Below are 13321 nucleotides of genomic sequence, written 5' to 3' on the forward strand. Positions count from 1 at the left end.
TAGTCGCGGCTCAGACGTCCCGGGTCTTGGTGGTCACCGCGGCGCCGGCCAGCAGCACCGCGGCCCAGGCCGCCATGACCAGCCCGCCCTGCCACTGGGTCAGGTCGCCGTCGGCGGTTTCCAGCATCACCATTTGCCGTCCGGCGTTGGAGGGCAGGTAGGGCATGACGCCGTCCTGTACCCAGTCGAAGGGGATGATCTGGGCGACGATCGGCAGCACCAGCAGCAGCACCACCAGGGTGACGATCCCGCCGGCACTGTTGCGCAGCAGGGACCCGAGCGCCAGGCCCATCAGCGCCACGATGGCCAGATACACGCCGGAGAGCAGCATGGACTGCACCAGGTTTTCCACGTCCAGCCCGAATTCCCTGCCGTAATTGGCCAGGATCGGCTGCAGCAGGAAGTAGGTGATGAAGCTGGAAACAATTCCGACGACGGCGGCCACCACCGCGACGACGAAGGCCTTGGCGAACAGCGGCGACAGCCGCGACGGGACCGCCGTCATGGTGGAGCGGATCATGCCGGTGGAGTACTCGGAGGCGATCAGCAGCACGCCCAGCGAACCAATGATCAGCTGGCCGAAGTCCAGGCCGCCGCTGGTCATCAGGTACAGCAGGGAGCTGTCCATGCCCGCCGCGGCCGGATCCTGGCCGGCGGATTCCATCTGGTCCAGGCCGGTGGCGACGCCCCAGCCGCCGAGCAGGCCGATGCCCACCATCACCAGGACGGTGGTGGCCAGCAGCACCCAGGTGGAGCGCAGCGTGGTGAACTTGATCCACTCGCTGCGCAGCGTGCGGGGGAAGCTTACGCCGTGGCCGGTGACGCGCCCGGCTTGGGGAGTCAGGGTTGCAGCGCTCATGGTCAGTTTCCTTCCTGGCCGGCGCCGGCGGCGAAAGCAGCGTGCCGTCCGGACTCTGCGGTGCCGGCATGGTCATGTACGTCGGCCACCGGGCCGGAATGGTATTCGACTTCGTCCTTGGTCAGGTCCATGTAGGCCTCTTCCAGGGACGCCTGCAGCGGGGTGAGCTCGTAGACGAGGACCTGCTGGGCGAGGGCGGTTTCCGCGATGGCGCGGGCCGGGACGCCGCTGACTTCCAGCAGTTCCGGTTCGCGGGCCTCGACGCTGACGCCTTCGCCGGCGAGCGCCCGGGTGAGGACGTCCGGCCGGTCGGTGCGCACCCGCACCCGCTGGGCGCGGTTGTTCAGGATGTCCTGGATCGGCGCATCGGCGATGATCCGGCCGCGGCCGATCACAATCAGATGGTCCGCCGTCAGCGACATTTCGCTCATCAGGTGGGAGGACAGGAACACCGTGCGGCCCTCGGCGGCGAGCGCCTTGACCAGGTTGCGCACCCAGAGCACGCCTTCCGGGTCCAGGCCGTTCACCGGCTCGTCCAGGATGATGGTCTGCGGGTCGCCCAGCAGCGCGGCTGCGATGCCCAGCCGCTGCCCCATGCCCAGCGAGAAACCGCCGACGCGCTTCTTGGCCACCGCGCCGAGGCCGGTCAGCTCAATCACATCGTGCACCCGCTTGGTGGGGATGCTGTGCGTGGCGGCCATCGCACGGAGGTGGTTGTACGCGGTCCGTGAGGTATGAACCGCCTTTGCGTCCAGCAGGGCGCCGACTTCGCGCAGCGGTGCGCGGTGCTTGGCATAGTGCTTGCCGTTGACCAGCACGTCGCCGGAGGTGGGACGGTCCAGCCCCATGATCATCCGCATAGTGGTGGACTTGCCTGCGCCGTTCGGACCCAGGAAGCCGGTGACCCGGCCGGGCTGCACAGTGAAGGAGACACCCTGCACTGCCGGTTTGTTTCCGTAGACCTTGACCAGGCCCTGTGCCTCGATCATCTGAACCGTCCTTCGTGGATTGGGATGGCGCCCGTCTCGGGGCCACTAGCTACGTTACGGATCGCCGCCCGCGGGCACACCGCACGCAGGGATGATCTTGACCAGCGGCTGGATCGTCCTTACGGATGACGCTACGGGCCGCGGACCGCAACGCTCTATGAGGGGAAGCCCTGAGCTGTCCCGGAGGCTGCCCCGGCCTGGGGGCAGCCCCCATAACCGAACCCGACCGGCCCACCGGGTCCCACGCCGTCGCGACCAACGGTCCGCCCCGGAGTATGACGCATGCGGGTCGGCGCCCTTTCGCCACCCCGGGGGCCTGCCGGTAGGCTGCTGGCTTGTACACGGGAGTCCGGTGAGCCGGGCTGAGAGGAAACTTCTCAAGTTTCGACCGTTGAACCTGATCTGGATCATGCCAGCGCAGGGAGCAACCCTCACACCCGTGCCCTGTTCACTCAACAGAAGGGCGCGAAAATGCGAACACCTGACGCTGCCGCGACGGCAGCAAACTTTTCCTCCCCCGCCCCCGAAGGGACATCCTTCGCGGCGACGCCGCGCGAATTCGGCGTCGGGGCAAGGCTCACCTTGGCGGTGATGGCCGATGACTACATCGACGTCATCCTGGGAGCGCTGGAACACGCGGACGCCACCGGGCTCGAGGTCCAGACCGGGAAGGTCAGCACCTATGTCTCCGGCGCCGAACAGGACGTGCTGCGTTATCTGAGCCAGGTGATCGCCCGGGCGAGCCGCGGCGGGGCACACGTAGCGGCCGCGGTCCACCTGTCCCGGGGCTGCCCGGGCGGCGTCAGCTGCGAGATACCCGAGGGCGGCGCGGCGCTGTACTCGGAGATCCCGCAACTGGAACCGACCGGGATCCAAGCGGCGGCCGACTGGGCGATCTACCCGCTCGCCGACGGCGGACCCGGCAGCGCCGCAGCGGACCACATGCGCGACATCTACGCCGCCATCGATTACGCCAAGTCCACCGGGGTGACCGTGACCGAACACCACTATGTCACCCGGCTGGACGGCGACGTCGCCCAGGTCCTGCAGACCATCGCGGCGGGGTGGATCCTGATCGGCCGGTCCGTTCAGCACGTGGTCACGCACGCCACCCTGTCCATTAACAGCCCCACTGCGTCCTGACGCCGGACTTAAAGGATTCCCCATGTCTACCTCACCTTCCCCTGCCCGCACACGGTCCTCCTGGAGCCTTAAAGATCTGGTCCTTTTGGTCGTCCTCGGTGTTGTCTTCGGTTTCCTTTACTGGGTCTTCGTCCAGGCCTGGACCGCCCTCTCGATCCTGATGGGACCAGCCGGAGACCTCTCGCAGCATTTCCTCGCCGGCAGCTGGCTGTTGGTCGCACCGATCGCGATTGCCATCGTCCAGCGGCCCTTTGCCGGCGTCATCGCCGAGGTCCTGGCCTCCGTCATCGAGGTTGTGTTCCTGGGCTCGGCGGTGGGCCCGATGCTGTTCATCGCGGCGGCCATCCAAGGCATCGGCAGCGAGATCCCGTTCGCAGCCACCCGCTACCGCTCCTACGGCTGGGCCACGTACGCTTTGTCGGGCCTGCTCGGTGCCGGGCTGGTCTTCTTCTACTCGGCCTTCCGCTCCGGCTGGTACGGGCAGGACGTGTTTTTCCTCCGCCTGGCCATCCACTTGATCTCCGGGCTGGTGCTCGGCGGACTGCTGGCCAAGGTGATCGTCGACAACCTGGCGAAGACCGGCGTCGTGGACAACTTCGCAATCGGACGCACCCGCCTGGACAAGGCCAATGCCCGCTGAACCTGCCCTTCAGCTGACCGATGTGTCCGTGGAGTTCCCCCGGCGGGACTCGGCGGTGCTGCGCGGTATCACGCTGCGGCTGAAACCCGGCGAACACCTGATCGTGTTCGGCGCCTCGGGGTCCGGCAAGTCCACGCTCCTACAAGCAATCACCGGCGTGGTTCCGCACACGGTGCTGTCCACGCTCACAGGCGACGTGTCGGTCAATGGAACATCCACCATCGCCGCGTCCGTCGTCGAGCTCTCGCGCCACGTGGGGGTCCTCGCTCAGGACCCGTCCTCCGGTGTCTGCCTGCCGGACGTGGAACAGGAACTGGCGCTCCCGCTGGAGAATCGCGCCGTGCCGCCGGAACAGATATCGGCCCGCATCGACCACGCACTCGCGGCGGTCGGTGCGGCCGATCTGCGGCAGCGGCAGACCGACAGGCTCTCCGGCGGCGAGGGCCAGCGCGTGGCACTGGCCGCCAGCCTGATCGCCGAACCTGCGCTGCTGCTGCTCGATGAGCCCACGTCCATGCTCGACCCCGCCGGCCTCACTGCGGTGCGGCAGACTATCGACGCCGCCACGGCCGCTTACGGCCCGTCAGTCGTGCTGGTCGAGCACCGGCTCGACGACTACGCCGGCCGCGCAGGAATTGCCGGCCTGCCAGAACGGGCGGTGGTGCTCGGCGATGACGGCCAGGTCCTGGCCGACGGGAACACCGCCGCTGTGCTGGCAGGCAGCGCCGGAGAGCTCAATGCCCGGGGTTGCTGGCTGCCGCTGGAAGCGGAACTGTTGGCGGTCACCGGACGGGCCGGCGGTTTGGCCACCGCTGAGGTACGCGCAGCTCTCCGCGCTCTGGCCTTGCCTCGCGAGGACGGCGCTCCACGGCCGCCCTCCGATCCTGCAACGTACGACGACGGCGCTCCCCCGGTGCCCCGCACTTTACCAGGACCGTACGACGACGGTGCTTCCCCGGCGCCCCGCGCCGGGGACACGGTCCTCACCGCCCGGAATGTCTGCGTCTCGCGCGGCGCCGAATGGAAAAAGCGCCGGCGGCCCCGGCGCACGGCCGAAACGGCGCCGGCCATCCTCAACAACGTGAACCTCGAGCTCAGGCGCGGTGAGATCACCGCCCTGTTGGGCGCCAACGGCACGGGCAAGACATCGTTGCTGCTCACCCTCGCGGGGCTCCTCCCGCCCGCCGAGGGAACTGTGGCAGGCGCCCGCCCCGGCATGGTGTTCCAAAACCCCGAACACCAGTTTGTGGCCCACAGCGTCGCCGATGAAGTCCGGCACGGGCTGCCCGACGCGCCAGACCACCTCGTCAAGACCGTTTTGGAACAGCACCGGCTCACCGATCTGGCCGACCAAAGCCCCTTTCGCCTGTCCGGCGGCGAAAAACGCCGCCTCAGCGTCGCCGCCATGCTGGCGCATGACCGGCCGTCGTTATTGGCGGACGAGCCGACCTTTGGCCTGGACCGGCGGGACACCATTGCCACCGCCGCCGCGTTCAGGCAGGCGGCGGCCGCCGGCCGTGCCATTTTCTTCTCCAGCCACGACCTCCGCACCGTTGCCGCGCTGGCGGACCGCGCCGTCGTCGTCGCAGAGCATACCGTGATTGCCGATGGAGCCATCTTCGATGTGCTGCGCGACCCGGACGTGCTGATGCGGGCCGGCCTGAGGCTGCCGCCGCTGCTCGACTGGCTGCTCGCCGAGTTCGATTCCGCGCCTGACATCCGCCGCGTGCTCAACGGGCTGGATGCGGCTGTGTCCGGTGTCGCCACTGCACCGCAGCTGTCCGGGAGCCGGGCATGAGCGCGGCCACCACTTCGGCGTTCACTGCTTCCGGCAGCGTCCTCGCCCGCCGCAATCCCACGGTCAAGCTCGCACTGTTATTCGTCGTCTCGCTGGCGATGGTATTCGTTTTTGATCCGGTCACGCCGGCGATTCTCTATGCCGTCGCCCTGGCCACGATCCAGGCGTCCACTCGCCTGCCGGTCAGAGCCATGGCACTAGGGCACGTTCCCTTCGTTGCCTTCGGGCTGGGGATCTTCCTGGTCAACGCACTCAGCCGTCCGGGCCAGATCCTGTGGGAGTCCGGGCCCGTCCGGGTCACCGTCGAAGGACTGTCGGTGGGTGGTTCCCTGGCCCTGCGGACGCTGGTAATCGGCATACTCGCCATCGGCTTCGTCGCTTCGACCGACGGCGTTGCGCTGATGGGGAGCCTGCATCAACACGCCCGGCTCGGCTCCCGGGTCACCTACGCTGTCTTGGCCGGCTACCGCATGCTGCAGGAGATGCCGCGGGAGTGGCAAACCATCCGGCAGGCGCACGCCGTCCGCGCGCGGCTCCGTCCGGACGGCACCCTGCCGCGCGGCCTGTCCGCCTATCGCCGCGCGGCGTTTGCCCTGCTGGTCGTCTCCGTCCGCAAGGGCGAGCGGATGGCCCAGTCGCTGGAGTCCCGCGGCCTCGGCCTCAGCCCCCGGACCACGTGGCGGAGGATTCCGCTCAACAGCACCGACTGGCTGATGGCGGCAGCGGTCTTGGCCGTGCTCGGCGGGATCCTGACCCTCAGCCATGTCCTGGGCTTCTTGGAGGGATACGATGCGCTCTTCAGCTGACGGCATGCACCTGGTGGCGATGGTCAACCCTCCCACCAGCCAGTATTCGGACAATTGGCGGCACCCGCTCTCCAGGCGCGACTGGCTGAGCGCCGAGTTTTATCTCGACCTGGGCCGAACGCTGGAACGTGGCTGCTTCGACATGCTGTTCCTGCCCGACGCTCTGGCCGTTCCCGAGGACAACACGGGCGACTTCGCCACCACGCTGCTCACGGGCGGCAAGGGCGCCGTCTATCTCGACCCCATGGTGACGCTGTCGCTGGTAGCCGGCGCGACGCGGCACCTGGGGCTGGCCGCGACCATCTCCACGACCTTCACCCCCGCCTACACCATCGCCCGCAAGCTGCTCTCGCTGGATCACCTCTCCGGCGGCCGGGTCGCCTGGAATATTGTCACCTCCACCACCGATGCCGAGGCTGCCAACTTCGGCCTGTCCTCCATCCCGCCCAAGTCCGAACGTTATGACCGGGCCGACGACGTGGTGCAGACGGTGGTGGACCTGTGGGATACGTGGCAGCCCGGGGCGTTGACCCTGGACGGTCCGCGGCGCCGGTTCGCGGATCCTGAGCAGGTGCAGCGGATACCCGAACGGCCCCTGCTTGCCGGAGGCCGGCCGCTAAGCCGCGGGCCGATCACCTTACCGCGCAGCCCGCAAGGGAAGCCGGTGCTGATGCAAGCCGGATCCTCGCCGCGCGGGATGGAGTTCGCCGCCCGCTGGGCCGAGGTCGTGTTCATCGTTGCCGACACTCCGGACGCCATGCGTGCCGTGCGGACCGAACTTCGGAGCCGCGCTTCGGCAGCCGGACGGAATCCAGACCATCTGGCCGTCCTACCGGCGGTTCAACCGATCACCGGCCCGACCCGCGACGCCGCCTTCGCCACCGTACAGGGTCTGGAAGCGGCGCTGGATGAGCAGGACGTCCTGACAAAGTTGGGCCGTCTCCTGCACGCCGGCCGGGAGGAGCTGGAGCCGGACGGCAGCGCCGAGCAGTTGCTGCTGGCGCACCGCGGCGCAACCGGCAGCGAAGGGTTCGAACAGATGCTGTTGGCCACAGCCCGCCGCCAATCCATGACGGTCCGCGACCTGGCGAACGCCCAGGCCATGAACCAGCTGCACCCGCAGCCCGTGGGCGACCCGGCGGACATCGCCGACTACTTGTGCGAGCTTTACGACTCGGAAGCGGCTGACGGTTTCGTGATCATGTCCGCGCTCTACCCGTCCTCGCTCGAAGAGTTCGTCAACGGCGTCGTCCCGGAACTGCAATCGCGGGGCCGGTTTCGGACCTCGTACTCGGGACGCACCCTGCGCGAACACCTGGGAGCGCCGGCTAGGTGAAGGAAACCTGGAGGTTAGCTTGCTCTGAGGAGGCCAGGCCCTACCGTGCCGGGTTGGTGTCTTTTCCGTCGAGCCAGAGGATGTCGCTTGCATCGGCATGGGTGCCTGCACCGCCCACGTGCTTGTCGCTGATCCGCGGTCCCTTGGTGATCACGTGCACGAGGGCCATGCCGTGCCCGCGTCCGAGGTCGTAGTCCTGCTTCAGCCAGTCGAGGATCGGGGTGGCCTTGGTGGTCGTGTCAAAACCGCGCTCGTGCGCAAGCTCGATGAACTGGCGAGGGGTGAGGCCGGTCTTGGCTTCGATGTTGTCGAGGTAGCTCTGAAACGACATGGCTTGCTCCTTCATGGGCCTGAGGCGGTCACGACACGCTCCGTGTCGTGTAGTCAGGATGAATTTAGCGCAGCAGCTTCCATCTGGCAACACGCAACGTGTCGTGTAACCTGAACCTGTGGCAAAGGCACCCGATCCGACTAGACGCAGCGAGAGCGCACGCCAAGCCGTCCTCCAGGCCGCGCTAGCGCTCTGCGAGGAGAGCGGTTACCCGCGGCTCACCATCGAAGGGATCGCGTCGCGGTCCGGGGTGAGCAAGAAGACGATCTACCGCTGGTGGCCCTCAAAGGGTGCAGTGCTCCTGGAGGCAGTCATCGAGAGGGCGGCCAGCACAGCGAACCACCCCGACACCGGGCATCTGGTCGATGACGTGCTGACTCAGCTCAAGGCAGTCATCGCGCTGCTCACACCGCACCAAACCTCGGCCACCACCGGACTCATCGCCGAATCACTCCGCGACGACGATCTCGCCGCAGATCTGCGCGAACAACTGATCATTCCCAACATCGTCCTCTTCGACGACCGCATGCGCTTGGCGAAAAGCCGCGGAGAACTCCCCGAGGGCACCGACCTGAGGCTTCTCAACGACCTCCTGCACGGCACCCTCTACCATCGCCTCGTGTTCCACCTCGGAATGCCCAGCGACGATGAATTGCGTGAACGCATCGAAGTCGTCATCGCCGGCGTCAACGCCCGAGCGCAGCGATAATCCGCAGGGAACGCTGCTTCCGCGACGGAACGAGAAAGAGATGCTCGACTACTGTCAACGAGGGCACCCACCCCCTCGAGGCGTCCAAGTCATGGCGGGAGAGGGTCTCAGCCGCAGTCGCCACCACTGCCGCCGGCATCTCCTCCGAAGGCAGTGGTCCCATAGGCTGCGGTGCCGGCTGTCTCCGCATGCATCGGAGTCCGGGCACCATTTACGGATCGGCGGTCAGCCCTGGCGCCTAAAACCACCCAGGCAATACATGCCACCAAAAGGGTGGCAATGATGATGGCGAATTCCATACCCGTCTCCTGTCGTTGAGCAAAGGCTATGGTCGGAATGCGCCCTGGGCAACACTTCCGGCTTTTTCCCTCTCTCGTCAGGGACGATGCAGCACACCTACGCGAGCATCGCAACCTGGTTCATCACAACTTCCGTGCGGTGGACCACGCCGCCATCAAGCCCAGAGGTCGCTCGGCCGCTCGAACTGTCGGGCCATGGCTGACCGCACACTGCGCAGGTGGCTGCGCATTGCCTCGGCCGCGCCAGCGCCATCGGCAGCGGCCACGGCTGTGTAGATGGCCTCGTGTTCAATCAGTTCCTGATCCGCCGCCAGGTGGGCGTGAAGGCCGGGCAGCACGCGGTAGGCGCGGGAGGTCTCATCAAGGCAGCGAGCCAGGAACTCGTCGAGCCGGCGGTTCCGTGCACCCCGGGCCAGGGCGCGATGGAACGAGTAGGCGTATTCCATACTCACGAGCGGCTCGGCCACGGCCTTCTCACGCTGCTTGTCCAGAAGTTCCCGCAGCGTTGTCAGCAGGTCGCGATCTGCGTAGGCGGCGGCGGACGCACACGCATGCGGCTCGAGGAGCATGCGGAGGTCGAGCACCTCGGCGACGTCGTGCGAGCTCACCGTCACGACCAGGTAACCCTTCTTAGGGAGCACGGTCAGCAGACCTTCGGTGGTGAGCAGGCGCAGCGCCTCCCGCACCGGAGTTTTGGAGACGCCGAACTCCTCGGCAAGCCGTGGCTCCACCACGAGGGATCCCGGGGCCAGATCCCCTGAGAGGATCCGGTGGCGCAAAGCGCTGGCGACCCTTTCGGTCATCGACTCGGCCACGGCCCTCCTCACGAAATATTGCGGTGCAGCATATCACCGCGTGCTAGAAATATACTTCAGGCATCCCAGCTTCCGCGTCCGCCCGAGGAGAACCATGGCCAACACCGCCGTTGCCACCAGTCCCACAAGGCTCACCCCGGGCGCTCGGCGCGCGCTCTTCGCCGCGACCCTCGGAACGCTCATCGAGTGGTACGACTACGCGTTGTACGGCGCGGCGGCCGGCCTCGTCATCGGGCCCCTCTTCTTTGCCGGAACCGGGTCCGAGGCATCGCTGGCGGCGTTCGCCACCTTTGCCGTGGGCTTCGTGGCCCGGCCGTTGGGCGGGGTGCTGATTGGGCATTTGGGTGACCGGCACGGCCGCCGGCCCGCGATGCTGCTGACGATCCTGCTCATGGGTGCGGCGACGGTGGGCATCGGTCTCCTCCCCACTGCGGCCGCCATCGGAGCTGCTGCCCCGCTCCTGCTGATCCTGTTCCGCCTCCTTCAGGGACTCGGCGCCGGTGCCGAACTCGCGGGAGCCATGACACTCGTCGCGGAGTTCGCCCCCGCCAAGCGGCGCGGTTTCTTCACCGCCGTGGTGCTGGCGACGCCACCCGCGGGCATCGCCCTCGCCACCGTAGCCTTCCTCTGGGCGTCCTCGGCCGGCGACGCCGCGCTGCTCGATTGGGCCTGGCGCATCCCGTTCCTCGCCTCCGCCGTCCTGTTCTTCGTGGCCCTGTTCATCCGCGCCAAACTCGAGGAGACACCGGAATACCGCCAGGCGAGTGAGCACGCCGACGAGGCGCGCAAGCGCAAGCTGCCAGTGATGGAGCTCCTGCGCAAGGACCCCGTTGCCGTCCTGATCGGCTTCTTCTCCATCACCGGCCACAATGCCCTGAACTACATCATGGCGGTATTCGCCATCGGCTTGATGGCCTCCCCCGCCGTGGGCATGAGCCGTCCCGACGCGCTGCTCGCCGTCACGGTCGGTTCCCTTGCGGGCGTCGTGGCAACGCCGGCGGGAGGCTGGCTTGCCGATCGCTTGGGAGCCGGCCGCGTCCTCGCAATCGGCTCTGCCGCCGGCGCGCTGTTCGCGTTCCCGCTGTTCGCTGCCCTGACCAGCGGCTCGGTCGCGCTGGCAACGGCCACGATTGCCGTGGGCTACGGCGTCGTGATTGCGATGACGAGCGGCGCTCAAGGCGCCTTCCTGACCAATCTGTTCCCGCCGGAACGGCGCTTCTCCGGCGTCGGGCTGGCACGCGAGCTTAACGGTGCGATCGTGGCAGGCCTGAGCCCGCTCATCGCCGGCGCGCTGATCGCGGCGGCACAGGGCAGCACGTGGTCGGCGGCGCTGTTCCTTGCCGCATGCTGCGCGTCTTCTGCCATCGCCGTACTCTTGGCCCGCGGCCGCGGCACCAACGCCGCCTGATTCCACACCTTGGAGGTACCCTCATGAAGCGCAGATTCCCCCGCGTGAGCGAACTTCGCCCGCTGCTGAAGTTCGAACTCCCGAGTCTGGACCGCAGGGCCGCACGGCTGGCTCACGCCGCAGATGTGTGGGACCTTCGAACGACCGCGAAGCGCCGCACGCCCACGCCCGCTTTCGACTACGTGGATGGCGCCGCCCAACGTGAGCTCACGGCGAGACGGACACGGGAGGCGTTTGACGCCGTCGAGCTCCGCCCCCGCATTTTGCACGGGACCGAGAAGGTGGACCTCTCGACCTCGATTGCTGGCGGCACTTCCTCGCTGCCGTTCGGCATAGCTCCGACCGGGTTCACCCGGTTCATGCATGCGGAAGGCGAGGACGCCGGCGCGACCGCTGCCGCCGCGGCGGGCATCCCGTTCTCGCTGTCCACCATGGGCACGCGCTCGATCGAGCAGGTAGCCGCAGCCGCTCCCGAGAGCCGACGCTGGTTCCAGCTGTATCTGTGGAAGGACCGGCAGAAGTCGCTCGAGCTGCTGCGCCGCGCGGAGGCTTCAGGCTTCGACACGCTGCTGGTCACCGTCGACACGCCGGTCGCCGGTCAGCGGTTACGGGATGCCCGCAACGGCATGGTGATTCCGCCCAGGCTGACCCTTAAAACCGTGCTCGATGCCTCCTACCGGCCCGAGTGGTGGTTCAACTTCCTCACCACCGACCCGCTGACGTTCGCGTCTCTGTCCGGGACCAGCCAAGACCTTCCGACGCTCATCAACTCAATGTTCGATCCGTCGCTCTCGATGGCCGACCTTGAATGGATCCGGTCGGTGTGGGCCGGGAAGCTGTTCGTCAAGGGTGTGCTGACGGCCGAGGACACGCGCCGCGCGCTCGACGCCGGAGCAGACGGCCTCATCGTCTCGAACCACGGCGGGCGCCAGCTTGACCGCGCACCGGTCTCGCTCCGCGCGCTGCCCGAGGTGCGGGCCGAAGCCGGGGACGGGGTGGAGATCATCCTCGACTCGGGCATCATGTCCGGCGCGGACATCGTCGCGGCGCTGTGCGCCGGAGCGGACTTCACCCTTATTGGGCGCGCCTACCTTTACGGGCTCATGGCCGGCGGGCGCGAAGGCGTTGACCGGGTGATCGAACTGCTGGCGAAAGAAATCGAGGTGACGATGCAGCTTGTGGGTGCAGCGACCATCGAGGACCTGGGGCCGCATCTGCTGCGCACATGGCCTGAGCCAGAGCGCATTGCCTAGATAGTCTCGGCGCCGTGCGCAGGCCCACGTACCTCTTTGAGCCAGGCAGCGCCGACGACTTCTTCCAAGGTGACGATGAGGTCTGCGTCTTCCCGAGTGGCACGGATCAGTTGGGCGTTTCTTTCGTCCACGCTGGCCACCCAGGCTTCTGCCGCCGCGGGGCTCTTGCCGAAGTCAATGTGTCGTTGAATGAGGCGCTGGGTGCGCGTGCTGTCGTCCTGCTCGCAGTACCAGACCTCGGTGCACTGGCTCCGCACTGCGCGCCATGCTGGGCTGTCGAGCAACAGGTAGTTTCCTTCGGTCAGGATGGTGGTCGCGGAAGGGAACACGGGGATGACGCCCGCGATGGCTTGTTCCAGGGTCCGCTCGAATCCCGGCGCGTAGACCACGGCGTCCCGCTCCGACCGCAGCCGTTGTAGGAGCGCGGCATAGCCGTGCACATCGAAGGTCTCCGGTGCGCCCTTTCTGTTGAGGATGCCGAGGCGCGTCAGTTCCTGGTCTGAGAGGTGGAAGCCGTCCATCGGGACGTGGGCGAATTGCTGGCTTGCGGGCTCCGGGGAGTTCTTGTTCAGTTCCTTGATGAGCCTGTCCACCAAGGTGGTCTTGCCGACGCCTGGCGGGCCGACCACGCCGATAACGACCGGCGCCTCTGTGGTCGCTTTCCACTGCCTGACGCGGGCGACGAGTTCATCCACCTTCATTGCTCCGCCCCTGTGGTGTGCCCGAGGTTGGCAATGCTCTCGCAGGTCAGCATGACCCTGTCCTCGCCGTCGGTCCTCGGATTCCCCCAGGCTGCCAGGGCGTTGGGCAGTCCGCGTGCGCCGACAGAGGAGTAGCTTGTGCAGGTGATGGGGTCACTGTAGCTGATGGCACGCAAGTCGTGGAAGAACCATGTGGAGCCCATCTGTCCCACCCGCTCGGGTCGCAGTCCTTGC

14 protein-coding genes and 1 riboswitch are annotated in these 13321 nt (G+C 67.3%); of the genes, 8 read left to right on the top strand and 6 right to left on the bottom strand.

Translation table 11 applies throughout. The features are described 5' to 3' along the window. Nucleotides 1-10: 10 nt before the first annotated feature. Together ACMX2H_RS03230 and ACMX2H_RS03235 are read right to left on the bottom strand one after the other, a co-directional pair. Nucleotides 11-859, bottom strand: a complete 849-nt coding sequence (locus tag ACMX2H_RS03230; RefSeq protein WP_414958927.1) for an ABC transporter permease — start codon at nucleotides 857-859, stop codon at nucleotides 11-13. Nucleotides 860-861: 2 nt separating this feature from the next. Next, nucleotides 862-1848, bottom strand: a complete 987-nt coding sequence (locus ACMX2H_RS03235; protein WP_414958928.1) for an ABC transporter ATP-binding protein — start codon at nucleotides 1846-1848, stop codon at nucleotides 862-864. Nucleotides 1849-2179: 331 nt separating this feature from the next. After that, nucleotides 2180-2289: riboswitch (TPP riboswitch) on the top strand. Nucleotides 2290-2319: 30 nt separating this feature from the next. Here ACMX2H_RS03235 and ACMX2H_RS03240 point away from each other — a divergent pair. From ACMX2H_RS03240 to ACMX2H_RS03260, 5 genes are read left to right on the top strand one after another with little or no spacing between them, the layout of a single operon-like run. Continuing rightward, nucleotides 2320-2991 (top strand): YkoF family thiamine/hydroxymethylpyrimidine-binding protein, encoded by a 672-nt coding sequence (locus tag ACMX2H_RS03240; RefSeq protein ID WP_414958929.1) that lies wholly within the window; start codon nucleotides 2320-2322, stop codon nucleotides 2989-2991. Nucleotides 2992-3013: 22 nt separating this feature from the next. Further along, nucleotides 3014-3631, top strand: coding sequence for an ECF transporter S component (locus ACMX2H_RS03245; RefSeq protein ID WP_414958930.1), 618 nt, complete (start codon nucleotides 3014-3016; stop codon nucleotides 3629-3631). Beyond that, the gene (locus tag ACMX2H_RS03250; protein ID WP_414958931.1) at nucleotides 3621-5429 is read left to right on the top strand and encodes an ABC transporter ATP-binding protein; all 1809 of its coding nucleotides are present in this window, start codon (nucleotides 3621-3623) and stop codon (nucleotides 5427-5429) included. Before ACMX2H_RS03245 ends, ACMX2H_RS03250 begins: the two co-directional genes overlap by 11 nt. Then, entirely contained in the window at nucleotides 5426-6235 is an 810-nt protein-coding gene (locus tag ACMX2H_RS03255; protein WP_414958932.1) for an energy-coupling factor transporter transmembrane component T family protein, read from the top strand. The genes ACMX2H_RS03250 and ACMX2H_RS03255 overlap by 4 nt, the downstream gene beginning before the upstream one ends. Further along, the gene (locus tag ACMX2H_RS03260; protein WP_414958933.1) at nucleotides 6219-7571 is read left to right on the top strand and encodes an NtaA/DmoA family FMN-dependent monooxygenase; all 1353 of its coding nucleotides are present in this window, start codon (nucleotides 6219-6221) and stop codon (nucleotides 7569-7571) included. The genes ACMX2H_RS03255 and ACMX2H_RS03260 overlap by 17 nt, the downstream gene beginning before the upstream one ends. Before the next feature lie 40 nt (nucleotides 7572-7611). Here ACMX2H_RS03260 and ACMX2H_RS03265 read toward each other — a convergent pair whose 3' ends face one another. Further along, the gene (locus ACMX2H_RS03265) at nucleotides 7612-7902 is read right to left on the bottom strand and encodes a DUF4287 domain-containing protein (RefSeq protein WP_414958934.1); all 291 of its coding nucleotides are present in this window, start codon (nucleotides 7900-7902) and stop codon (nucleotides 7612-7614) included. Between the two features lie 118 nt (nucleotides 7903-8020). Here ACMX2H_RS03265 and ACMX2H_RS03270 point away from each other — a divergent pair, with 118 nt between their 5' ends. Beyond that, nucleotides 8021-8611, top strand: coding sequence for a TetR/AcrR family transcriptional regulator (locus ACMX2H_RS03270; protein WP_414958935.1), 591 nt, complete (start codon nucleotides 8021-8023; stop codon nucleotides 8609-8611). 454 nt (nucleotides 8612-9065) lie between these two features. Here the strand turns inward: ACMX2H_RS03270 and ACMX2H_RS03275 are convergent, their stop codons facing one another. Next, a complete protein-coding gene (locus ACMX2H_RS03275; RefSeq protein WP_414958936.1) occupies nucleotides 9066-9725 on the bottom strand; it encodes a GntR family transcriptional regulator in 660 nt (219 codons plus the stop codon). Nucleotides 9726-9819: 94 nt separating this feature from the next. Between ACMX2H_RS03275 and ACMX2H_RS03280 the strand changes: the two genes are divergently transcribed. Further along, nucleotides 9820-11133: an MFS transporter gene (locus ACMX2H_RS03280; RefSeq protein WP_414958937.1), complete on the top strand. Its 1314-nt coding sequence runs from the start codon at nucleotides 9820-9822 to the stop codon at nucleotides 11131-11133. Between the two features lie 23 nt (nucleotides 11134-11156). Continuing rightward, nucleotides 11157-12386 carry an alpha-hydroxy acid oxidase gene (locus tag ACMX2H_RS03285; RefSeq protein WP_414958938.1) on the top strand — a complete coding sequence of 410 codons (1230 nt, stop codon included), beginning with the start codon at nucleotides 11157-11159 and terminating at the stop codon, nucleotides 12384-12386. Here the strand turns inward: ACMX2H_RS03285 and ACMX2H_RS03290 are convergent. Both ACMX2H_RS03290 and ACMX2H_RS03295 read right to left on the bottom strand, forming a co-directional pair. Further along, a complete protein-coding gene (locus ACMX2H_RS03290; protein ID WP_414958939.1) occupies nucleotides 12383-13087 on the bottom strand; it encodes a nucleoside/nucleotide kinase family protein in 705 nt (234 codons plus the stop codon). The genes ACMX2H_RS03285 and ACMX2H_RS03290 overlap by 4 nt on opposite strands. After that, on the bottom strand, nucleotides 13084-13290 hold the full coding sequence (locus tag ACMX2H_RS03295; protein WP_414958940.1) for a hypothetical protein: 207 nt from the start codon (nucleotides 13288-13290) through the stop codon (nucleotides 13084-13086). The genes ACMX2H_RS03290 and ACMX2H_RS03295 overlap by 4 nt, the downstream gene beginning before the upstream one ends. Nucleotides 13291-13321: the final 31 nt, after the last annotated feature.

This window comes from Arthrobacter sulfonylureivorans, assembly GCF_047607445.1.
GTDB classification, from domain to species: Bacteria; Actinomycetota; Actinomycetes; order Actinomycetales; family Micrococcaceae; genus Crystallibacter; species Crystallibacter sulfonylureivorans_A.

What these genes read in the sequence shown, in the direction of transcription:
- ACMX2H_RS03230 (WP_414958927.1), bottom strand. Translation starts at nt 859, where the DNA reads ATGAGCGCTGCAACCCTGACTCCCCAAGCCGGGCGCGTCACCGGCCAC.
- ACMX2H_RS03235 (WP_414958928.1), bottom strand. Translation starts at nt 1,848, where the DNA reads ATGATCGAGGCACAGGGCCTGGTCAAGGTCTACGGAAACAAACCGGCA.
- ACMX2H_RS03240 (WP_414958929.1), top strand. Translation starts at nt 2,320, where the DNA reads ATGCGAACACCTGACGCTGCCGCGACGGCAGCAAACTTTTCCTCCCCC.
- ACMX2H_RS03245 (WP_414958930.1), top strand. Translation starts at nt 3,014, where the DNA reads ATGTCTACCTCACCTTCCCCTGCCCGCACACGGTCCTCCTGGAGCCTT.
- ACMX2H_RS03250 (WP_414958931.1), top strand. Translation starts at nt 3,621, where the DNA reads ATGCCCGCTGAACCTGCCCTTCAGCTGACCGATGTGTCCGTGGAGTTC.
- ACMX2H_RS03255 (WP_414958932.1), top strand. Translation starts at nt 5,426, where the DNA reads ATGAGCGCGGCCACCACTTCGGCGTTCACTGCTTCCGGCAGCGTCCTC.
- ACMX2H_RS03260 (WP_414958933.1), top strand. Translation starts at nt 6,219, where the DNA reads ATGCGCTCTTCAGCTGACGGCATGCACCTGGTGGCGATGGTCAACCCT.
- ACMX2H_RS03265 (WP_414958934.1), bottom strand. Translation starts at nt 7,902, where the DNA reads ATGTCGTTTCAGAGCTACCTCGACAACATCGAAGCCAAGACCGGCCTC.
- ACMX2H_RS03280 (WP_414958937.1), top strand. Translation starts at nt 9,820, where the DNA reads ATGGCCAACACCGCCGTTGCCACCAGTCCCACAAGGCTCACCCCGGGC.
- ACMX2H_RS03285 (WP_414958938.1), top strand. Translation starts at nt 11,157, where the DNA reads ATGAAGCGCAGATTCCCCCGCGTGAGCGAACTTCGCCCGCTGCTGAAG.
- ACMX2H_RS03290 (WP_414958939.1), bottom strand. Translation starts at nt 13,087, where the DNA reads ATGAAGGTGGATGAACTCGTCGCCCGCGTCAGGCAGTGGAAAGCGACC.
- ACMX2H_RS03295 (WP_414958940.1), bottom strand. Translation starts at nt 13,290, where the DNA reads ATGGGCTCCACATGGTTCTTCCACGACTTGCGTGCCATCAGCTACAGT.